This window comes from Melioribacteraceae bacterium (assembly GCA_030584085.1).
GTDB lineage: Bacteria > Bacteroidota > Ignavibacteria > Ignavibacteriales > Melioribacteraceae > SURF-28.
In genome coordinates this window covers 973,969-996,689 of record CP129490.1, presented here as the reverse complement: position 1 = coordinate 996,689, position 22,721 = coordinate 973,969, and the positions used below count along the sequence as shown (strand labels likewise).

The 22,721-nt window shown below is 35.2% G+C and carries 16 protein-coding genes; all 16 read right to left on the bottom strand.

Annotated features, from left to right (window positions below; genetic code table 11):
• Positions 1-27 precede the first annotated feature (27 nt).
• The 16 genes from QY331_04560 to QY331_04485 all read right to left on the bottom strand — a co-directional run bounded on the left by QY331_04560 (position 28) and on the right by QY331_04485 (position 22,703).
• Positions 28-2,856 carry a TonB-dependent receptor gene (locus QY331_04560; protein ID WKZ70525.1) on the bottom strand — a complete coding sequence of 943 codons (2,829 nt, stop codon included), beginning with the start codon at positions 2,854-2,856 and terminating at the stop codon, positions 28-30.
• 180 nt (positions 2,857-3,036) lie between these two features.
• A complete protein-coding gene (locus QY331_04555; GenBank protein ID WKZ70524.1) occupies positions 3,037-4,761 on the bottom strand; it encodes a T9SS type A sorting domain-containing protein in 1,725 nt (574 codons plus the stop codon).
• A gap of 256 nt (positions 4,762-5,017) precedes the next feature.
• A complete protein-coding gene (gene serA / locus QY331_04550) occupies positions 5,018-6,598 on the bottom strand; it encodes a phosphoglycerate dehydrogenase (GenBank protein ID WKZ70523.1) in 1,581 nt (526 codons plus the stop codon).
• Positions 6,599-6,799: 201 nt separating this feature from the next.
• Complete coding sequence (gene trxA, locus QY331_04545; protein WKZ70522.1) at positions 6,800-7,120, bottom strand: thioredoxin; 321 nt, start codon at positions 7,118-7,120, stop codon at positions 6,800-6,802.
• A gap of 31 nt (positions 7,121-7,151) precedes the next feature.
• Positions 7,152-8,294: an acyl-CoA dehydrogenase family protein gene (locus tag QY331_04540; GenBank protein WKZ70521.1), complete on the bottom strand. Its 1,143-nt coding sequence runs from the start codon at positions 8,292-8,294 to the stop codon at positions 7,152-7,154.
• Between the two features lie 27 nt (positions 8,295-8,321).
• Positions 8,322-9,128, bottom strand: a complete 807-nt coding sequence (locus tag QY331_04535) for an SDR family oxidoreductase (GenBank protein ID WKZ70520.1) — start codon at positions 9,126-9,128, stop codon at positions 8,322-8,324.
• A gap of 98 nt (positions 9,129-9,226) precedes the next feature.
• On the bottom strand, positions 9,227-12,679 hold the full coding sequence (gene dnaE / locus QY331_04530) for a DNA polymerase III subunit alpha (protein WKZ70519.1): 3,453 nt from the start codon (positions 12,677-12,679) through the stop codon (positions 9,227-9,229).
• Between the two features lie 165 nt (positions 12,680-12,844).
• Positions 12,845-13,300: a dUTP diphosphatase gene (gene dut / locus QY331_04525; protein ID WKZ70518.1), complete on the bottom strand. Its 456-nt coding sequence runs from the start codon at positions 13,298-13,300 to the stop codon at positions 12,845-12,847.
• A gap of 31 nt (positions 13,301-13,331) precedes the next feature.
• Positions 13,332-14,783 carry an oligosaccharide flippase family protein gene (locus QY331_04520; GenBank protein WKZ70517.1) on the bottom strand — a complete coding sequence of 484 codons (1,452 nt, stop codon included), beginning with the start codon at positions 14,781-14,783 and terminating at the stop codon, positions 13,332-13,334.
• A gap of 35 nt (positions 14,784-14,818) precedes the next feature.
• Positions 14,819-15,229, bottom strand: coding sequence for a thioesterase family protein (locus QY331_04515; GenBank protein ID WKZ70516.1), 411 nt, complete (start codon positions 15,227-15,229; stop codon positions 14,819-14,821).
• The gene (locus QY331_04510; protein WKZ70515.1) at positions 15,229-16,179 is read right to left on the bottom strand and encodes an acetyl-CoA carboxylase carboxyltransferase subunit alpha; all 951 of its coding nucleotides are present in this window, start codon (positions 16,177-16,179) and stop codon (positions 15,229-15,231) included. Before QY331_04510 ends, QY331_04515 begins: the two co-directional genes overlap by 1 nt.
• On the bottom strand, positions 16,179-18,167 hold the full coding sequence (locus QY331_04505; GenBank protein ID WKZ70514.1) for a glycosyltransferase: 1,989 nt from the start codon (positions 18,165-18,167) through the stop codon (positions 16,179-16,181). Before QY331_04505 ends, QY331_04510 begins: the two co-directional genes overlap by 1 nt.
• Positions 18,168-18,174: 7 nt before the next feature.
• On the bottom strand, positions 18,175-18,894 hold the full coding sequence (locus QY331_04500) for a polyprenol monophosphomannose synthase (protein ID WKZ70513.1): 720 nt from the start codon (positions 18,892-18,894) through the stop codon (positions 18,175-18,177).
• A gap of 7 nt (positions 18,895-18,901) precedes the next feature.
• Positions 18,902-20,305 (bottom strand): sugar transferase, encoded by a 1,404-nt coding sequence (locus tag QY331_04495; GenBank protein ID WKZ70512.1) that lies wholly within the window; start codon positions 20,303-20,305, stop codon positions 18,902-18,904.
• Positions 20,302-21,522, bottom strand: coding sequence for an L-2-hydroxyglutarate oxidase (lhgO, locus tag QY331_04490; protein ID WKZ70511.1), 1,221 nt, complete (start codon positions 21,520-21,522; stop codon positions 20,302-20,304). Before lhgO ends, QY331_04495 begins: the two co-directional genes overlap by 4 nt.
• The gene (locus QY331_04485) at positions 21,519-22,703 is read right to left on the bottom strand and encodes a glycosyltransferase (protein ID WKZ70510.1); all 1,185 of its coding nucleotides are present in this window, start codon (positions 22,701-22,703) and stop codon (positions 21,519-21,521) included. The genes lhgO and QY331_04485 overlap by 4 nt, the downstream gene beginning before the upstream one ends.
• Positions 22,704-22,721: the final 18 nt, after the last annotated feature.

Below are 22,721 nucleotides of genomic sequence, written 5' to 3'. Positions count from 1 at the left end.
TTTTTAGAATACCCCATCTATTTTCTATTATAAACCTGCAGTATCAAAATTAATTTTGAGACCCAATCTGATTAATCTTGGAATACCAAAATTAAAGGGGGTTCTTTCCAACGCTTTATAATCATCTACGTAACCTTGACCTCTTTGTTGTGCAACTGCTCTACCGGTTTCGGTATTCAAAAAGCCGGTTGTCAATGGATCACCTGTTGATCGCCATACGTTTGTAACGTTATCAACATCAAACAAGTTTTGCACCCACAAGTAAGGAGATAATCTTATACCTGCAAATTCAAACGCTTTTTCCAATCTCATGTCAACTCTAAATTGAGATGGACCGAATCTTGAATTTACATAACCTGTTGTAGAAGGACCACCGTTATTTCCTGATAAAATATCAAAGAAATCGAGTGGAGTATAAGGTCTTCCGCTATTGAATGATAATAAGAAGTTAGCATTAAATAATTCAAAGAAACCAAGCTCACCTTTTGGAACAAAGAAATCGATATTTACAATACCTGTGTGTCTTTGATCAAAATCAAGAGGAGCAATTACTATAGGAGCTTGTCTGTCAGTATTTCTAAATACTGCTGTTTGGCTAGATGCGGTTGAAGAACCGGTTCCTTCAGCAATTGAGAAAGTATATTGAGCCGAAACACTGAAGTAACTCAATCTTGTTATATCAAATGAAAACGCGAATCCTTTTGTTGTACCAAAGTCAGCATTTTGAGGAACTATTGCATTCAATAATTCGCCACCGTCTGAACGCTGAAATTGTAGGTTTTGAACGTTTACCAATCCTTTAATATTTTTATAGAATGCTGTGATATTTAACGCAGCGTTGTCACCTAATAATTGTCTGAAACCAATTTCATATTGAACAGTTTCTTCAGGTTTAAGATCGGCATTAAAGCTGCCTTGTGGTTCCATAACAATGTAATTGTTATAGTCATAAGGACCAGCATAAAGATCTAATAGTCTTGGTAACTGGATAAAGCGACCATACTGAGCGTGAAAAACTGTAGTTTCTGTTACAGGGAAACCAATACCAATACGAGGTGAAAATTCAAGATCAGCATCTCTTATCTTAAAGTCACCATCATCAAATCCGAGTGGATCGGTTCCACCGGCATATGGTTTTGTCGGGTCAACAAGAACATAAGATTTTACATCAAAATAGTCCATTCTTAAACCAAGATTAAGAACTAAATCTTCCAACTCAAATCTATCTTGTACATAAGCATAAGCTAAGAACGGATTTCTTGGTCTTTGTCTTTCAACTGCAAAATCATCATCAACATGATTTAGACCGGTAACATCATAACCGAATACATATGGTTCAAGAGCAGCCATTTTTTCTTCAAAAGTTCCGGTTTGACCGGCAGCAAGGTAAGCAAAAGCTCCGTAACCTCTAACCGTGTTCATCGAAATACCACCACCAAATTCTAATAAGTGGTTATCGATCTGTGATGTAAAATCAAAATCGGCTGTAATAGCATCTTGTTCTCTTCTTTGGAATAAACCTTGAGCTCTACCTCGTGGTGCAAAAATACCAATTTCGTCTGTGGCTGGTGTTCTTTGACCATCAGCTAATAGAGTTACGCCGAGTTCATTCGCCCAACGTGTGCTGTCTCCATAAGCTAATAAATCATCTTCGAAGAATGGATTGACTCTCTTAAAGTCATACATTCTATAACCGAAGTTCAAATTCCAGAAAGTATTTGAACTGACGGTTTGAGAAATACGACCGCTAAAAGAAATGTTATCTGTATAAGTTTTATCGAAGAACTGAGAACTATTTTTTACATAAGCAGTAGTAACTAATCTATCGGTATCCATATTTCCGACAACACCTAAGTTAACTTTCCAGTCACCCATTAAGTGAGTAGTTCTTGCGGAGAATCTCCACAATCCTTTATCGTTATTTGGAGTCGTTTCATATGTTTCACCAATAGATGCAAAATCCCATCCTTTAGCGCGAGGGTCAGCATCAGCGAACCAACCGCGTTCAATAGAAGCAAAAATTGTATGATCTCTAAGTCCGGGAATAATCGGACCGCTAATACTAGCAGAATACAGATTGTATCCGTAATCATCAAAGAATGAAGATGTAATACCTTCCATGAAAATTTTATAAGCCGGATCACCGCCCTTTGTTGTTACATTTATAATACCTGATTGAGCTTGACCGTATTTAGCTTCGTAACCACCAACTTGGAAAGATAACTGTTCGATCGCGTTATTAGAAACCGAACCAACTGTTGTTCCGGTGATCAAGTTGTTTTGAGGAACACCGTCAACAATATAAAGTACTTCGGATCCACGACCACCGCGTACGTTGATAGTAGCGTTTCCTTCAACACCGCCGCTACCTTCTTGAATTACAACACCTGATTGCAAGGAAGCAATGTTGGAAACACCACGTACAGGTAATTTCGCAATTTGATCGGAGTCAACAACTTTAACAGTGTTAGTCGATTTTTCCTCAAAGAATTTTTTATCGGTTACAACTATTTCGTCTAAGTTAAGACCGCTTGTTAAAGTTTCATTAAGTTCATAAGTAATACCGGCAACAACACGAACTTCTTGTATTGTTTTAGAGCTGTAACCTACGTAACTAATTTTTACCGTATAAGTACCCGGTGTGATATTGAGGATAAAATAATTACCGTCGATATCGGTTGCGGCACCCAAGTTTGTGTTTTCAATAATAATGTTTGCACCAATCAAAGGTTCACCGGTTGCCGCATCGGTGATTTGTCCGGCAAGTTTACCGGAACCAGATTGGGCAAAAATACTTGTCACGCCAAAAAGCAAGACGAAAACAAATATTTTAAATTTTGTAAAAACCCCTTCCATAAGTTCTCCTATAAATAATTTTTGGAAATCCGCTGCAGATAGCTAGAACAGTCCAATGGAATGCGATAAGCAAATAAACGAGACCTAAATATCAATTTATGATATAACAGAAATTTCAATAACATCAGAATAGCTCCCGGGAATCCCGGCTAAACCGGGATTCCGAGGGATAGTTTAATATTACTTCATTAATAACATTTTCTTTGAGCTTGTAAAGCTGCCTGCTTGGATTGTATAGATATACATACCTGAAGCTAAGTTAGCAGCATTAAAGTTAACTTCATAAACGCCTTGTGCTTGCTGAGCATCTACTAAAGTTGCAACTTCTTTTCCAAGTACGTCATAAACCTTAACTGATACATCTGACAATTGAGGTACACTATATTTAATAGTTGTACTTGGGTTGAATGGGTTAGGATAGTTTTGTTGCAATGAGAATGTGTTTACCAAAACGTCATCATCAGCAACACTTGTTTCTGCTGTAAATGTAATTTCTGAATAATTCCAGTAACCACCATCCGAAGCACTGTTGTAACCGAATAAAGAAACACCAGGTACGTCATCAACAAAGAATGCATATCTTACTGTGTATTCAATACCATTATTTGTTAAATAGTCATAAGCTGATGGGAATTTTTCTGATCTGCCGAGTTCACTGTCAACTTTTTCAGGAGTAGTGAAAGTCTTTCCACCATCTGCCGAATAAGTGTGTTTAATATCAGTTTGGAAACATTCGAAAGTTGAAGCTCCACCATCACCAGGATATATTTGTAGTGTTCCACCATCATATTCAGGTGCTTGATAAAGAACCGATACTACCATACCGTCTGGGCTGATTGTTGGACTTGGATATGAGTTACCAATGCCGTTACCTTGTCTCAATGGAGCTAAATCTTGATCTGTTTCTTCAGCTTCATCAGAGACTGCGATCCAATCTTTATCTCTGCTATTCCAATAAAGAGCCGGGAATGCAAATGTAGTGTCCGCACCGTCGATTCTGATTGAGTAACCATTCATACCAACGTGAGCAACACCATTGTTATCAATTGCATAGTTTCTTTGTCCGAAGTTTACAAATAATGGCAAGTAACCTGGTCTGTTAACAATCGGAGATACTTCTTGTTCACCGATTAATTCTTGAACCCAAGTTGCACCAGCATCATTTGAGGTATATAAATAAACAAATTCAGCACCGTCATCAGCAACAACTGCAAGATATTCACCGTTTGGTGATCTTCTTACAGGGTTTTCTGAAGCAGCAGGATCAACAGCTTGACCTTGAGCTGTAATAGTTAAAGGATCAGCAGCTGTTGTTGTATAGAAATTACCATCTGTAAATTGCATTGGGATAGTACCATCTGCTAAATAAGCAAATGTTGGGAAGTTTTGAGCAACATTACTTACACCATGGAAATATACTGTAGAGAAATCAGCTAAATTATAAACTGTCCAAACACCGGCGCCGCCTTGGTGCATAGCGATTGCAGCATGACCTGCCCATGGACCTTCATCAATTGATTGGATTGTTCCCCAACCGGTTGTTAATGCAGGATCGGAAGCAGGTAGGTTTGTGAATTCACCTTCGAGACCCAAGAACATTACTTGAGCTCTTGTTTGATTATCAATAAATCTTTCCATATATGTACCGACTGGATCTAAAACTCCGTCACCATCGATATCATATGGCCAAACTTGTTCGTTTACTGTTCCGTTACCAGCATAGTCATACTCGGTGAAACCAAGTACGTTTGCCGAAACTTTAGTCATGTTCTTTGCTGGCATTACGTTGGTTGCAACTTGATCAGCACCTACTTTTTGTGCTTTGTGTTGTTCAACTTTTCCAGCGAAAGACAAACTAACAACTAAAAGAACTGCGATGAATGAAAAGGTAATTCTTTTCAACATGTTTTACCCCTTGTTTTGTGATAGGTTGTGATTAATTATTTAATTGGTACTCTTAAATCCCTCTTAAGCTCCGAAGTTGCGCAAAATTCTTGGAGCGAATTTCAAAATAACATAATTGGTTATATATGTCAAGAATGCATTTGAAATCAAAAACAAGATTTTTAGATTAATTTTAAGTTAATTTTTTGCGCCGATTCAAGTTAATATAAGACGTATTCTTTGTCAAGGTTTTTAGTTAGTACTTATTTTTATTGCCCTACCGGAATTTAACAAAATTAATCTTCTCAATTCCGCTAATTGATTTTAATTTTTGTATCACATCGTTTGATATATCTTCATCGACATTCATTATAGTCAATGCAGCCGAGCCTTTATCAATTCTGCTTAATGAAACACCGGCAATATTAATTTCATTTTCCGCTAACAAGTTACCTGCTCTTGCTAATACTCCCGGTCTATCAACATTATTATAAATTATTACATTACCCACAGGTTCAAATTCTATTTTATAATCATCTACTTTTATTATTCGGATATTATTTCCACTTACTATTCCTTCAAACGAGTGAAGATATTCTTTTTCACTGATTACAACTTTAATAAGATTTATATAACTCTGATGATTACTATTTTTAATCTCACGAATTCTAATACCGCGCTCATTTGCAAGATGTTTTGCGTTAATGAGATTTACACTGACATCAGAAAACGAAGAAAGTAACCCTTGTAAAAATGATGTCCCTAACACTTCAGAGTATTCTGTTAAGTAATCACCGTAATATTCTATTTCAACGTTATCACATTTTTTATCGAGTGTTTGTCCGTGCAGCGAACCAAGTTTTCTAGCAAGTTCAATAAACGGTTTTAACTTTTCATTAGTGCTGTATTTAATTGCGATACCATTGACAAATCCGGCGGGTGAACCGCCTTTATAAAATTCAACAATCTGTTCTGCAAGTTGAATAGCAACTTTTTCTTGCGCTTCTTCCGTTGATGCAGCAAGATGTGGTGTACAAATAACTTTTTCATTATTGATAAGTGAAAAATTACTCGTAGGTTCTTCGGCAAAAACATCAAATGCAGCACCGGAAATTATACCTTCATTAATTCCTTTTAGTACTGCTTCTTCATTTATTACTCCGCCGCGAGCACAATTAATAATTTTAATACCTTTTTTAAGTCTATGAAGATTATCCATATTTATTAAGTCGGTTGTCTCGGGACTCAACGGAACGTGAAATGTTATTATATCCGATTGTGAAAAAAGTTCATCCAGATTTACTAACTTGATTCCGAGTTTAGAAGCGGTATCCTGGGAAACCAACGGATCATAAGCTATTACTTTCATTTCAAAAGCTTGAGCGCGAATTGCGACTTCTTTACCAATTTTACCAAGACCTGCAACACCCAAAATCTTAGAAGACAATTCCGTACCGGAAAATTTTTTCTTTTCCCATTTGCCTTCCTTCATACTTTGGTTAGCTTGAGGAATATTTCTGCATAAAGACATCATCATTGAGAAGGTATGTTCGGCGGCAGAGATTGTATTTCCGCCGGGAGTATTCATTACTAGAATGCCTTTAAGGGAAGCAGCTTCTATATCTATATTATCAACACCGGCTCCGGCTCTGCCTATTAATTCTAAATTGGAAGCTCTACTTATTAACTCACTATTAACTTTTGTAGCACTTCGTACAAGTAGAATATCAAAATTGTTTATAATTTCATTTAGTTCGCCGGGGGTTAAGTCAGTGCAGTAATCAACATCAAACGAATGTTGTTTAAGTATTTCGATGGATTTTGTATGAAGCTTATCTGAAATTAGTATTTTCTTCATATACCTGGTTAGAAAGAGAGATATCGTTTATGAATAATAATAAAATTTTCCTTTCTAGTTCTATATATTCTGAATCAATCAACTTAATTTGGGCTGATCAAAAGTAAAGATTAATTTCAATATGAAGCGCAGATTAAATCTTATTTGCGCAGATTCAAAATTTGATACTTACTTTTTGATCAGCCCAATTGCTATAGAAGATTAAACAACAGATTTGATTTTTTCTACGAACATTTGTTTTGGTACAGCGCCAATAACAGTTTCAGCAACTTGACCACCTTTAAAGTAAAGTACGGTTGGAATACTTCTGACTCCGTACTTAACAGCTGTTTGTTGGTTATCATCTACGTCTAATTTTCCAATTTTAACTTTACCGTCATATTCTTGAGCTAATTCTTCCATAATAGGCGCAATCATTCTGCAAGGACCACACCAAGCCGCCCAAAAGTCAACTATGACCGGAATATCGGAATTCAATACTTCTTCTTGGAAATTATCATCAGTAATAATAACTGGTTTCATTTAAATATCTCTCCTTTTATTAATAATAAACTTACATAACACCGTTCTTTTTCAAAACGTCTCTCGCAATAATACCTTTTTGAATTTCATTTGTTCCTTCAAAAATTCTATTAATGCGGGAATCTCTATAATATCTTTCAACCGGTAATTCACGAGAATAACCCATACCGCCATGAATCTGAACTGCATAATCAGCAATTTTATCAAGTCCTTCGGAACAATATAATTTTACCATAGCAGATTGTTTAGAAATATTTTTCCCTAAATCATAATCGACCGCGGTTCTGTAAACAATAGATTCCATCGTGAAAATTATTGTAGCCATTTCGGCGAGATAGAATTGTATAGCTTGAAAGTTTGCAATACTTTGATCGAACTGCTTTCTTTCCTTAGAATAGGCTGCCGACATTTCGAGTAATTCTTTTGCAGCACCGGTACAAGCTGCACCAAGTCCAAGTCTTCCGGCATCCAGTGTTTTCATAGCGAGGATAAAACCACGACCATCCGAACCCAACAAGTTTTCCTTCGGAACTTTAACATTATCAAAAGTAATTTGGTTTGTAGTGCTTCCTTTAATTCCCATTTTCTTTTCTGGAGGGCCGGCTTGAAATCCCGGATCGGATGTTTCAACAACAAACGCACTTAAACCTTTTGGAGTTCTTGCAAAAACCGAAACAACATCGGCAATTCCGCCATTGGTAATCCATAATTTTTCACCGTTAATAACCCAATTATCGCCGTCAAGTTCAGCACGTGTTTTTACGTTAAACGAGTCCGAACCGGCTTGAGCTTCGGTTAAACAGAAAGCACCTATTTTTTCTCCTTTAGCTAACGGGACTAAATACTTCTGCTTAATTTCTTCCGAGCCGCCAAGATAAATTGCGTTAGAACCAATTGACTGATGTGCGCCAATAAATGTAGCGGTTGACATACAACCACGAGCAATTTCTTCCTGCATTATACAATAACCAACTTCACCCATTCCTGCACCACCATATTCTTCAGGAAAAGAAATTCCTAATAATCCAAGTTCTCCTAATTGGCTTATTAATTCTTCGGGTATTTTTTCGTTCACATCAATTGCGGCAGCTCGCGGTTTGATTTCATTTTTAGTGAAATCACGAACCATGTCACGCAGCATTAATTGTTCTTCTGTAAATTTGAATTCATTCATTATTTGATCTATATATTAGTTAAGGAATTACTTCTCGCCCAAGTAGTTCACAATATACTCTGCACCGTCAACACCAATAACATTTCCGGAAATCCAATCGGCTTCCGGGCGGCAGAGAAGTAAAATTGCACTTGCAACATCTTCGGGTGTGGTGAGTCTTTTTTGTGGATTTTTTGCTTTGGCTGATTTCAACATTAAATCAGAGCCGGGAATTTTTGATAAAGCCGGAGTATCTGTTACTCCTGCCATGATAGCGTTAGCGGTTATTTTCATCGGACCAAGTTCAACCGAAAGTTGTCTAATATGTGCTTCAAGAGCAGCTTTAGCTGCGGAAACGGCTCCGTAATTTGGAATAACTGTTTGTGATCCTGCACTTGTTAATGCAAATATTCTTCCACCTTTAGCAAATAAATCGCGGAATATTAAACCTTGAGTCCAATAAACCAAAGTATGAGCCATTACATCCAATGTCATCGACATTTGAGCGGGAGCAATTACATCATTTTGTGTTTTGCCTATATATGGTTTTAATGTACCGAATGCTAATGAGTGAACTAACACATGAACATGAGGATGTTCTTTAGTTGCAAATCTTTCTTTTATTTCATCTAGAATATCATTTCTTCTTAATTGATCGGCAGCATTCATATTAAAGAATACAGCTGTCTGTCCGGTTTTTTCAATCTTCTTTATAATTGAATTCACGTTAGGCATCGTAATTTGTCTGTCTAAATGAATTCCCAAAATGTTATAACCCTCTTTAGCTAATGCAACAGCAGTCGCGCCACCAAATCCGCTTGATGCACCAAGTATTAATGCCCATTTCTTTTGCATTGTTATCCTATACTAATTACAAAATTGATTGACGAAAATAAGAAATAAGGTTTCTGAAATCAAACAATGTATTTGAGACACAATGAAGTAATTAAACCTTAACTAATATAGTGAATATTTTCGATGCCTATTAAATCGCCTATTTTATCCAAGAACTCTTCGGAGAGTTCAATTTTATAATCGAGGAAAAAAGTTCTAAAGTTTCCGTTTTCTTTAACTCGTATATATATTGGCATAGAACCGTTATGTTCTTCAAATATTTTTCGCATCGTCTCGATTGTTTTTTCATCATGAATTTCAGAATCTAAAATAAATGCAACTTGTTTTGTCAATTTCTTTTTGACTTCTTCCAGCGGAAAGGCTTCTTCTGCATGAAGCTTAATTGCGTCTCCGCTGCTTTCAACTGTACCACGAATAAGCACGGTTGATTCTTCAACTATAAGATCCATACAATCGGCAAAAACTTTTGAGAACATTATACATTCACATGAACCGGTAAAATCATCCAATTTGAAAAAAGCCATTTGTTTACCGGAACGATCAATTTTTGTTCTTACTTCTGTAATTACACCACAGGCTTTTACTCTATCTTTTTGGGCAAATGTTTCCTGTTCACCAAGATGCACATCAGCAAAAGAACGGTATTCATTTTCAAATTTTCTTAATGGATGGTCAGAAAGATAAAATCCCAAAACCTTTCGCTCTTCAGTCAGTTTAGTTTTTGAATCCCAATGACGAACATTTGGGAGTTCGGGTTCGTGAAATTCTAATTCTTCTTCTGAATCATCAAACAAACTTTCTGTTTGTATTTTAGTTGAGTTCTGAACTTTGTTTCCGAATTGAAGTGCTTCTTCTATTGCAGCAAAATTTTGTGCACGGTCACCTTTTACAGTATCAAATGCGCCGGCAAGTACTAGCCCTTCCAATGCACGTTTGTTAACAACACGATTATCAACATTGCTGCAAAAATCATAAATACTTTTGAATGGTCTTTTTAATTCTTCGTTTGCTCGTTTGATTTCCTCGATTGCTTTTATTCCTACATTTTTAATAGCTGACATTCCAAAAATTATTTCGCCATTTTCAACTGTGAAATAAACCGATGCTTTATTTACATCCGGGGGACGAACATTTACTTTCAGCTTTCTGCAATCATCCAGGAGCATCGTAACTTTGTTTGAATTACCAAATTCATTTGTAAGGTTTGCCGCTAGAAATTCCGGTAAGTAATGAGCTTTCATGTAAGCTGTTTGATAAGCTACTATACTATAAGCAACAGCATGGCTCTTGTTGAATCCGTAATTTGCGAATTTATCTATAGCGACGAATATTTCTTCCGCAATTTTTTTATCAATATTATTTTTTACAGCACCTTCAACAAATTTGATTTGTTGTTCCTTCATTGCATCAAGATCTTTTTTACCCATGGCACGACGAAGGATATCGGCTTCCGCAAGACTCATACCCGCAACTTTATTTGCAATCTGAATAACTTGTTCTTGATAAACAATTATACCATAGGTCTCTTCTAGAATTGGTTTGAGAATTTCATGAGGGTAATCAATTTTTCGTTTGCCATGTTTACGCGAAATGAAATCATCTATAAACTCCATTGGTCCGGGACGATACAATGCATTCATTGCCGCAAGATCTAAAACACTTGACGGTTTTAACTTTTTGAGGTATTCACGCATCGGTCCGGATTCAAACTGAAATACCGCGGTTGTTTGACCACGTGCAAAAAGTTTGTAAGTCTCAGGATCGTCTAATGGAATTTCTTCTATATCAATTTCTTTATTTCTAGTTTTCTTAACTAGGTCAACTGTATCTCGGATAATTGTTAGAGTTCTCAATCCAAGGAAATCCATTTTCAATAATCCGGCATAATCAAGTTCCTTCATATTGAACTGCGTAACGAGATCGTTATCTGTTCCGGCTGTAGCAAGCGGTACAAAATCACTAACCGGTCCGGGTGTAATTACAACACCCGCGGCGTGCTTGGAAGCGTTACGATTCATTCCCTCTAAAATTTTAGCATAACGAATTAACTCTTGAATTTTTGGATCGTCGGAATCTTTAACCCATTTTAGTTCCGGAACATCTTCAAGTGCTTGATCAATTGTATAAACGCGGCCGAATTTGGATGGAATAAACTTCGTGATTTTTTCAACAGTAGGTATTGGAATTCCGAGAACTCTGGCAACATCCCGCAAGACTGCTTTAGAAGAAAGTCTATTAAAAGTAATAATTTGACAAACGGAATTCTCACCATATTTTTCTTTAACATAACTAATTACCTCACCGCGTTGATCATCCGCAAAGTCAACGTCGATATCGGGCATGGACTTACGAGCCGGGTTTAGGAATCGTTCGAAGAGTAAATTATATTCGAGCGGATTTACATTCGTAATTCCGAGAGCATATGCAACAAGGCTTCCGGCTGCTGAACCTCGTCCGGGACCAACCGGAATTCCTCTTTCTTTTGCCGCATTGATGAAATCTTGTGTAATTAAAAAATATCCCGAGTAACCCATCTCTTGAATAACTTTGACTTCATATTTGAAACGATCTTCTATATCGGTATTAATTTTTTTAAATCTTTTTTGAAGACCCTGATAAGAAAGCTGTTCAAAATATTCATCCAAATTTTTCGCTGTTGAATCTTCAGGTATCGGGAATTGCGGATAATGAAATTTTTCAAAACTTAAATCGAGATCAATTTTTTCGTCTATTTCTAATGTGTTTTCAATAGCATCTTTTTGATTCTTGAAAATTTCTTTCATCTCATCGGCGGACTTAAAATAAACTTGATCAGTATTGTATCTCAAATTTTTGTATTCATAATTCCCGGTTTTATCACCAAGCAATAACAATATGTTATGCGCAATTGAATGATCTTTATTTATGTAATGGATGTCATTAGTTGCAATTAATTTTAGACCAAGTTCCTTCGCGAGTTTTGGCATGCCGTCGAGAATTGGTTTCTCGATTTCCAAACCATGATTTTGAATTTCTAAATAAAGATCGTCATTAAATATTTCGTGAAGTCGAAGTGTTGTTTCTTTCGCTTTTTTATAATCGCCATTTATTAGATGAACAGAAACCGGTCCTGCTGGACAAGCAGTTGAACAAATTAAACCTTCGCTGTATTCACGAAGAATATCCATATCAATTCTAGGTTTGTAATAAAAGCCTTCTGTGAATCCGAGTGAAGAAAGTTTTATTAAATTTTTATAACCGGTTTTATTTTTTGCAAGCAGCACAAGATGATTATAATGTTTAGATCTTTTTCTTCCGGCACCTTGGTCTGTACCTTTTTCAAAACGAGAACCTTCCATTGTAATATAGGCTTCCATTCCAACAATGGGCTTTATTCCGGAATGTTTTGCTTTAGAATAAAATTCCGAAACTCCATACATCACACCATGATCGGTAAGTGCGATGGATTTCATGCCCATTTCACCGGTAGTCTTAACTAAATCATCTATTGTACATGCAGCATCTTGTAAACTAAAATGCGAATGGTTGTGGAGATGTACGAAATCACACATTTATAAAAATCCTTTTACTCTTTGTTGACGTGATACTTAATTCTATAAAACCAAAATTAAAAATCTGAGTGGGAGTTTTGGAGAGGGTGTGAGGGGTAGAACGGGAGAAAAGGTGATTATAAAATTCTCTCCGTTCACTTTTTCTCCCACTCTCCCCTTCTCCCCTCAAGCCTTTCCCGTATGTCCAAAACCACCCTCACCACGTTTTGTTTCGTTAAGTTCGGATGAAATTTCAATCTCAGCTTTATATACTTTTGAAATAACTAACTGAGCAATTCGTTCACCGCTTTTTATCTCAAACGGTTCTTTACTAAAATTAAATAGGATTACTTTTATCTCACCTCTATAATCGCTATCAATTGTACCGGGAGAATTAAGGATTCCAATTCCATGTTTGGCAGCTAATCCGCTTCTTGGTCTAACTTGAATTTCGTAACCGATTGGAATTTCAACCGAAAGATTTGTGGATATTAATTTAACTTCACCCGGATTTATATTTTCACTTTTGGAAAGTGCGGCTCTAATATCCATTCCGGCACTTCCTTCCGTAGCATAGTGAGGAAGCGGGATTTCGGAGAATTCGTCCGATATTCTCTTGAATTTTAATTTAATCGTTTCCATTTTCTTGGTTCTTGTTGAAGTGAATAAAACTTCAGAATAATTTTTTGAGAGCAGAAATTTCTTCTTTACTGATCACTCTAAAAATAAATAAACCAGCCGTAAAGCCCAACAGAATAAAAAGTTTATTTATGAAAGTAACATCTTCGAATCCTATTATAAAATAATATACAAATCCCGATGCTATTAACAACACAAATATTGTAGCTATTTTGAGGTATTCATATTTTATTCTATAAAACTTTTGTGCTGTAATAAACAATCCGACTGCCATAATAAAGTAACTGGCTAATGTTGCAAAGGCAGCGCCCATTATGCCTATAATTGGAATTAATAAAATATTTGCAAGTATGTTAATTCCAGCTCCAATTCCGGTAACTAGCGGAAAATATTTTGTTTTTTCTTCGATGTAAATACCGGCTTGAAAGTTAACGTATAAGCCGTGAAAAACATAAGCTAATAAAATAACCGGAACGATATATAATCCACTTAAATATTCCTGACCTATAATTGATCGTCCCGGCAATACCTCAAATTTGGCTATGTCCGAAACAAATAAAGAAAGTATAACCAGAATTAATGATGAAGCAAACAGATAAATAGTTAAGATTTTTGAGAAGAGAGCTTTTGCGTTAGCATCTTTAGCGTTATTTAAAAAGAACGGCTGCCACGCGTATTGAAACATAGAAACAAACAACATCATAAAAATACCAAGTTTGTAATTGGCTTGATAAATTCCGAGCGCGCTTTCTCCAACTATCATAACAATTATTGGTCGATCAATTACTTGTACGATTGTTGCGGCAACACTCGCCGGTAAATATGGGATTCCAAATTTCAACATCTTTTTTAGAAGTTCTTTATCAATCTTTGGAATGAAGTATTTGAAGATTTCCGGTAACAATGCTAAAAATGAAAATAAAGATGCGGCTGCATTACTTATAAATATTGCTTCGATATCAAAATCAAGGAATAATATTAGATAAATATTCAATCCAAGATTAATGAGAATGTTCAGTGTTTTAATTATCGCAAACTTTTTAGCTTTTCGCTGTAACCTAAGATTTGCAAACGGAACCAGCGCGAGTGTATCAAAAAGTAAAATTAATATTACATAATTAAGTAAATAGGAATAATCACTCGGGATTTTTATTGCGGAGGATAGACCTGATTTAGATAATAAAATTATAAGTGAAAAAAGTATTGTTGTGCCGGTTACAAAAATATACGGTGTTGAAAATACATTCTTCTTTTCATTTGATTCAGCAACGGAACTATACTTAAGAAATGCCGCATCCATTCCGTATATATATACAATATTAAAAAAAGCGATGTATGCATATACGTTTGAGAAAACACCAAACTCATAAGTAGAGAAAATATTTGTATAAAAAGGAACGAGCAAGAAACCGAAGAATCTTCCGACGATTGTACTGATACCGTAAATCGCAGTGTCTTTTGTGAGTTCTTTTATTTTCTCAATCATCTATTGAAGACTTATATAAGTACAAAACTTGCTTGCTAATCAAAATATTTTCTTAGTGCATCGATATAAATCTTGGGAGGTCTAGTAGGTTTTTTTGAATCAGATTTTATAAACATGTGAGTTGTATAGCCCTCGGTAATAATTTCTTCCGAACCTTGTTTTCTGATTTTATATTCAATATGAACTTTAGCGGAAAAAAGTTCTTTTACAGTCGCTTCAATTTCAAGAACATCATCATAAGTTGCGGGAGCTTTATAAATTAATTTGGCTTCAATCAGCGGAAGTTGATAACCATCTTCTTCCAACAAAGAATAAGCTAGTCCGGTACTTCTTAATAATTCGGTTCTTCCGACTTCAAAATATTCTAAATACTTCCCATTATAAACAAATTGCATTTTATCTGTATCAGCATAACGAACACGAATAGTAGTAACATGTTTCAACATTATTCTTCAAATTCCCCCATCGAACCAAATTTATCCAATCTATTTTGAATTAATTTATCAGGTTTAATTTTCTTGAGATTGTTCAATTCTTCAATAAGTATTGTCTTTAAAGTGTTTGCAACTACAGTGTAATTTTTATGTGCACCACCTAAAGGTTCGGGAACAATTCTGTCGATTATTTTTTGTTCTAATAAATCAACCGCTGTTAATCTTAATGCTTCGGCTGCTTGTTCCTTATATTCCCAACTTCGCCAAAGAATACTTGAACAAGATTCGGGACTGATTACAGAATACCAAGTATTTTCAAGCATTAAAATTCTATCTCCGATTCCAAGACCAAGCGCACCACCGCTGGCTCCTTCACCAATTATCACAACAATTATCGGAACTTTTAGTCTACTCATTTCTAAAAGATTTCTTGCAATTGCTTCAGCTTGTCCACGTTCCTCAGCTTCTAAACCGGGGAATGCACCTGGTGTATCAAGAAGAGTTATTACCGGAGTATTAAACTTTTCTGCAAGCTTCATTAAGCGTAATGCCTTTCGGTAACCTTCCGGATTCGGCATTCCAAAATTTCTATAAAGATTTGATTTTGTATCGCGCCCTTTTTGATGACCGATAATCATAACTTTTTGACCATCAAGCTTTGCAAATCCACCGACTATAGCTTTATCATCACCAAAATGTCGATCCCCATGAAGTTCAATAAAATCCGTTGTCATCATTTCGATGTAATCTAAAGTATATGGTCTTTCAGCATGACGTGCAAGCTGAACTCGCTGCCATCTTGTTAAATTTTCGAAGATACTTTTCTTTAGAGAATAAACTTTCGATTCAAGATTTCGGATTTCATCTTTTATATCAAGGTCGTTTTCATAACGACGCATTTCTTCAATTTTATTTTCTAACTCATGTATAGGTTTTTCAAAATCTAATGTATTTTTAGCCATCATTTCTCCGGTTTGATGAACATATTCGAAAATGTTCTGCTTAATATTTCAATATCCAACCATATATTTTGGTTCTTTGCGTAAAAAATGTCAAGTTTGCGTTTTTCTTCCTCATCATTTTTATCAATGTTTTCGATATTCCACAAGCCTGTCAATCCCGGTTTACCGAGATACAAACCCTCAAATTCACTATTTGATTGTGGCCCGACAAAACTGAGCTTTCCTAAAAATACTCTAGGAACATTAAGAATAAATTTTGAGAATTCGCTAGTTCTCTTGGTCAACTTATGGTGCGAATATATCAAAGGGTAAACCAAAAGTAAAATTAGAGAGCTTAATATAAAATCAAGTACAGCTTTTGCCGTTTTATGAGGCAAATATGAAATGTTATAATAAACTTTAAGTAAAGGAATATCTTCCAACATCGTAATTGAAGATTTACCAACAAGATAATCCATTTCACTTCCTGCTACTACAAATTCAACATTCATACCTTGACATTTGGAAACAACACTGAACATTTGATTAAAAGTAAGTTCATCCGAAGAAAAAATTACTTTATCGATTCTGTTTTCTTGAATAACTTTTTTGATGTTTTCTAAAGAACCAATAACCGAAAAATTATCAATAACTTCTCCGATATCTTTGCTGCTGCTTCCAACCATTCCGATTATGTGATGAATAGAAGTCAAACTGGATTTTAATTTTTTAGTAAGTGTTAATGCTTTTTGATTTGTTCCAACAATCAGTGTTCTATTTTTCCTTTCATTTGCAGAAAGTCCGATCTTAAAAATTGTTTTAGCAATAATTCTCCAAAGTGAAAAACCCAATAACATAAATCCGAATGCAATAAGAACAACAGCTCTGCTGAATGCATATTGCTTAAGGAAGAATGTCATTGAAGTTATTACCATCAATCCGACTATTAAAGAAAGTGAGCTTCTAAGAACAGAAAAACCATCCTTGCGATATGAATTCATCAGTGAAGAAATAATAATCTGAATAAATGCCGGGACGAAGTAAACAGCAGGTTTAAAAATTTCCGGGAATCCCTCCCATCTTTCATTGCTGTAAATTTCTTCGGCAAATAGAAATGAAATCGTTCCAACAACCATATCGAGTATGATTGCGAGAATTACAAGCCGGTACAGATTTGAAAACGCAACGAATCTCCTAAAAAATATCGCTGCTCGTAAGATCAATTCAACAATAAAGAAAGATGAAAAATGTTTCCGGACAAACAGATGCATCGCGTCATAAAAAACTTTTGTCTCGTCTATACTGCTTCGCTTTGTGCTTTCACCTTTATAATGAATAATCTCTGTAGTATGAACGTAATAAACTTTATAACCTTCTTTTTGAGTTCTGTAACAAAGATCTAAATCCTCACCATACATAAAAAATTGAGGATCGAAACCTTTTGTTTTTTGATAAACTTCGCGGGTCATCATCATGAATGAACCGGAAATTGCGTCAACTTCGTAAGTTTCATCTTCGTTCAAATAAGTGAGGTTATACTTTGCGAATAATTTACTGTTAGGGAAAATCTTACTCAAACCGGTAATTTTTGTAAACGAAGTCCACGGCCCGGGAAAACTTCTTCTGCATGCAAGTTGCAGTGTTCCATCGGGATTTAAAACTTTGCAGCCGACCATTCCCGCATCCGGAGTTGATCCCATGAAGTCTATTAATTTTGTAAAAGTGTCTTCCTTTACAATAGTATCCGGATTAATAAGAACCAAATATTTACCTGATGCAATTTCCAACGCTTGGTTATTGGCAGCACCAAATCCAACATTAGTTTTATTAGCAATTAATTTTACTTGCGGAAATCTTGATTTGACTAATTCAACACTTCCGTCATCCGAAGCGTTGTCTACAACAATAATTTCATTTTCAAATTTGGAAACAGCTTTGTGAAGCGAATCGAGAAGATTTAGAAGAAATTCCTTTACGTTATAGTTCACTATAATTATTGATAAATCCATAATCCAACTAATCTAAATATCCGAACATGCTGGCGAAACGTAATTTCCAAACCATAAATATTGCCTCATATACAATATGCTTGGACATTTTAGAACTGCCGTCAGCTCTATCGACAAAAATGATCGGGATTTCTTTTACGCGGAAACCTTTTTTCCAAGTTTTAAAGTTCATTTCTATTTGGAACGAATAACCGTTTGAAGTGATTTTATCCAGATTGATTGATTCCAAAACTTCTCTTCTAAAACATTTAAACCCGCCTGTTGCATCATAGATCGGCATACCGGTTATAACTTTTGTGTATATGTTTGCAAAGTAACTTAGAAGCAATCTACTCATGGGCCAGTTAACAACGTTAACACCTTTAATATATCGGCTTCCGATCACCAAATCATTTTCTTCAATTTCTCTTAAAAAATTTTTCACTTCTTTGGGGTCATGCGAAAAATCAGCATCCATCTCCATTGCGGCTTCATATCCGTTTTCCAAAGCGAATTTAAATCCCCGCACATAAGCTGTCCCCAAACCTAGTTTTCCTTCGCGCTCAATCAGATGAATTTGAGGATCACTCTCCGCTAATTCAAGAACTTTCTTTCCAGTTCCGTCAGGTGAATTATCGTCAACAACAAGAACATCAACTTGCGGATATTCGCTTCTTAGTAGCGGAACAAGTTTTTGTATATTGTTCAACTCGTTATATGTTGGAATAATGATGAGTGTTTTTTTCATGATTCACCTATTCGTAATGACCTTTTCCAAAGAGTACTACAAAAACTGTTCTAAAAATTATTTTAAGATCCATGCGAAGCGACATATTTTCGATATAAAAAAGATCATAGCGCAATTTGGCTTTTACATCTTCAATCGATTCATCGTACTTGTGTTTAACTTGTGCCCATCCTGTTATTCCCGGACGAACTCTTAATCTTCTTTTATAAAGTGGAATTTCTTCGGCTAACTTTTCAACAAAAAAGGGTCGTTCCGGTCTTGGTCCGACGAAACTCATTTCTCCTTTCAATACATTTATTACTTGAGGAATTTCATCCAATCTTAGTTTACGCATTATTTTTCCGACTCTTGTAATTCTTGGATCGTCTTTCATTGACCAAATTGGACCGGAAGCTTTCTCTGCATCATTTATCATGGAACGGAATTTATAAATTTTAAAAACTTTTCCATTCAATCCGCTTCTTTCTTGCTTGTAAAAAATTGGACCTTTACTATCAAGTTTAATTGCAATCGCAGTCAATAATGTTAAAGGTGCAGTAAAAACTAAAAATGCTAATGAAATTCCGATATCCATCAATCGTTTAATTTTCTTTTCCCACTCGGGCATTAATTGGGGCATGATGTCAATTAATGGGAAACCATAAATTTGTGTTGTTCTCGCCTGTCCGCTAATAATTTCATAAAGGTCCGGAACAATCTTTATACCAATATCTAAACCATCGGTAAGTTCAATCACTTTCAGAAAAATGTCTTCTTCGTGATGTTCCAATCCAATGATAATTTCTTTAGCTTGATAGTTTTCAACTACACTTCTGAGATTCTCTGTCGTATCTATTACTTTTATACCGAGATGTTCTTTTCCCACATTTTCTTTTTTCACGGCAACGTAAGCTTTAACATCTATTCCGAGTCCACGGTGATTTGCAATAGAATTATGAATTCGATGAGCTTTTTCGTTGAAGCCAATTATTAAGGCGTTTCTTCTCCCTAGACCTTTAATAAGAATATTTCGCTGAATACTTCTAACGGAAATTCGACCGATAGAAACGTAAACAAAGAAGATAGCCCAATATACAATAATCATGTATCGTGTATTTGAAGCTACATTGTGGGACATGTCGTCGTAGTATATAAGAAAGAACAAAATGAAAATTCCGAAGAACGCAGTCTTGAATAGCAAAGTGATTTCATCAAACCGAGAATATGCAAACCATGTTCGATACATTCCGACAAAAATGAAAAGTATCAACCAATAAAAGTAAACAGCAAACATCGGGAATAAGAATGCAGGTTCGGAAAAAAGTTCAAACCAACCCGTTTCAACTCTTATAAGAAAAAACGTAGCCCATGCAGCATTGATGGTTAAAAAATCTACAATGAGAACTAATATTTTTTCTAATCTTTTATTCAATTAACTACCTGTGAATAATATTTTTCCGCGACATATTTACCAATTGATAGTGATGATGTTGCTGCCGGTGACGGAGCATTACAAACATGAATAATATTCTTTTGTTCAACAAAGTAGAAGTCATCAACTAATCCACCGGTCTTGTTACATGCTTGAGCACGAACACCAGCTCCACCTTGAATCATATCATCTTTCTGAATTTCGGGAATCAATCTTTGCAAAGCTTTTACAAATGCATCTTTACTGAAAGATCTGAAGAATTCACCGAATCCGGTTTTCCAATATTTCGCGGCAACTTTTTGAAATCCGGGCCAAGTTAAACTTTCAAAAGTATCTTTTATATCCAAACTATATTTTGAATAACCTTCTCGCTTAAATGAAAAAACTGCATTAGGACCACACTCAACTTCACCGTCAATCATTCTTGTAAAATGAACTCCAAGAAACGGGAATGCCGGATCGGGAACCGGGTATATTAAATTGTTTACCAAATTCTTTTTATGATTTTTTAATTTATAATATTCTCCTCTAAACGGAATAATTCTTATATCAAGGTCAGGCTTTGTTAACATTGCTATTCTATCGGATTGCAAACCGGCACATGTTATAAGAAATCTGGTATCAACTTCAAAATGATCACATATCACAGAAATTCTGTTATTGTCTTGTTGAATATTTTTTACTTCCGAATTGAATTTTATTTCACCACCAAGTTCAAGGATTCTTTCACTTAACTTTACTGAAACCTCTAAGAAATCTATAATTCCCGTTTGCGGAACGAAAACTCCTTTAATTCCATTAACGTGAGGTTCCTTTTCTTTGAGTTCTCCTTTAGTTAGAAAAATTAATCCTTTTAATCCATTTTCCAATCCGCGATTATAAATTTTTTCAAGTTGTTCAAATTCATGTTCTGAAACCGCGACAATTACTTTTCCGCAGATATCATATTTTATTTTATTCTCATCACAAAAATTCAACAATAAATCATAACCGCGTTTACAATTGATTGCTTTCAAACTTCCCGGATTATAATAGATACCTGAATGAATAACACCGCTATTATTTCCGGTTTGATGTTTAGCAACTCCGCTTTCCTTTTCGATAAGCAATAATTTTGTACTCGGCTTATCTTTTAGGATTGTATAAGCGGTTGCTAAACCAACAATTCCGGCACCTACAACAATAATATCATGTAAACATGAAATTGTACTTTTCATTCTACTCTATTAGCAATTTTATTCAAGTATTTTTCAAAATCGCCTACTATATTTTCCCAACTATAATGCTTCTTCACAAACTGCCTAGATTCCTTACCCATTTTTTCTCGCAAAATAGGATTCTCAATTAATTCTAGAATCCTATTTGCAAATTCCATGGGTGAATCTTCAATAAAAACAGTATTAGCAGAACAACCCTCAATTCCCTTAGCAGCATGTGATGAGATAACAGCAGGAATGGACATTGACATCGCTTCCAGTATTTTATTTTGTAAACCTGTTCCAATTTGCATTGGAGCAACAAATATTTTTGCTCTGTTATAAAATGGACGAATATCATCAACCCAACCAGACACAATTACACTTTTATTTACAAGACGTTTAATTCGAAGACTTGGTGAAGAACCTACAATATGGAATTTACAGTTTGGATGTTTTTGCTTTACTAATGGGAAAATTGATTCAATGAAATAAACAACTGCATCAATATTTGGCTTGTAACTCATATTTCCAACAAACAGCAAATCAATGTCTTTTTTAAGTTCTGGATCCGGTTGAAAGTAATCTGTTTCAATACCATTAGGAACAACCATTACACCAGATTTATTATTAATAGGAAGTGCATTCTTGTCATTTTCAGTTATAATTATAGAACCGTCAAATTTCGAATTCACTTTTTCTTCATATTCTAAAACTCTTTTGTACTCAGAATCGAAAATAGGTTTTAGCAAAAAGCTCACTCTCGATTTACGAAGTTCCAATCCCTTGGATAACACATCTATGTAATCAATTACTTTTGGAACAGAATCAATTGACTCAAGGTATTTACCCATTCGGATTAATTGACAAATTATTATATCGGGTTTATATCTTTCGACTATAGAATCAATAATCATTTTATTTTTTTTAGTGTAGAAATATTCAGTCTGAAAAGGAAACTTTGAAAAAATTGATCGGAATAGATTCCAAATTTTTTGGAGCTTACTCAATTTTAATATAGTGACGAAATCGGCAATAGTTTCCAAATTGTGTTCATACTTATTTTGATTTAGCTCTTCGTTAATCGCTATTAGGTGAACTTCATTATTGTTACGCAGATTATTTATTTGATGATAAGCACGAAGCTTATCGCCCTTGTTGATCGGATATGGATACCTTGATAATAAGAATAGAATTTTCAATTTAATCACTTATAATTT

Bases quoted from the DNA above. Each gene is read 5' to 3' on its own strand.
- QY331_04510 (WKZ70515.1), bottom strand. From the start codon at position 16,179: ATGGCTAAAAATACATTAGATTTTGAAAAACCTATACATGAGTTAGAA.
- QY331_04540 (WKZ70521.1), bottom strand. From the start codon at position 8,294: ATGAATGAATTCAAATTTACAGAAGAACAATTAATGCTGCGTGACATG.
- lhgO (WKZ70511.1), bottom strand. From the start codon at position 21,522: ATGAAAAGTACAATTTCATGTTTACATGATATTATTGTTGTAGGTGCC.
- QY331_04515 (WKZ70516.1), bottom strand. From the start codon at position 15,229: ATGTTGAAACATGTTACTACTATTCGTGTTCGTTATGCTGATACAGAT.
- QY331_04560 (WKZ70525.1), bottom strand. From the start codon at position 2,856: ATGGAAGGGGTTTTTACAAAATTTAAAATATTTGTTTTCGTCTTGCTT.
- QY331_04535 (WKZ70520.1), bottom strand. From the start codon at position 9,128: ATGCAAAAGAAATGGGCATTAATACTTGGTGCATCAAGCGGATTTGGT.
- serA (WKZ70523.1), bottom strand. From the start codon at position 6,598: ATGAAGAAAATACTAATTTCAGATAAGCTTCATACAAAATCCATCGAA.
- QY331_04505 (WKZ70514.1), bottom strand. From the start codon at position 18,167: ATGGATTTATCAATAATTATAGTGAACTATAACGTAAAGGAATTTCTT.
- QY331_04555 (WKZ70524.1), bottom strand. From the start codon at position 4,761: ATGTTGAAAAGAATTACCTTTTCATTCATCGCAGTTCTTTTAGTTGTT.
- dnaE (WKZ70519.1), bottom strand. From the start codon at position 12,679: ATGTGTGATTTCGTACATCTCCACAACCATTCGCATTTTAGTTTACAA.
- dut (WKZ70518.1), bottom strand. From the start codon at position 13,300: ATGGAAACGATTAAATTAAAATTCAAGAGAATATCGGACGAATTCTCC.
- trxA (WKZ70522.1), bottom strand. From the start codon at position 7,120: ATGAAACCAGTTATTATTACTGATGATAATTTCCAAGAAGAAGTATTG.
- QY331_04500 (WKZ70513.1), bottom strand. From the start codon at position 18,894: ATGAAAAAAACACTCATCATTATTCCAACATATAACGAGTTGAACAAT.
- QY331_04520 (WKZ70517.1), bottom strand. From the start codon at position 14,783: ATGATTGAGAAAATAAAAGAACTCACAAAAGACACTGCGATTTACGGT.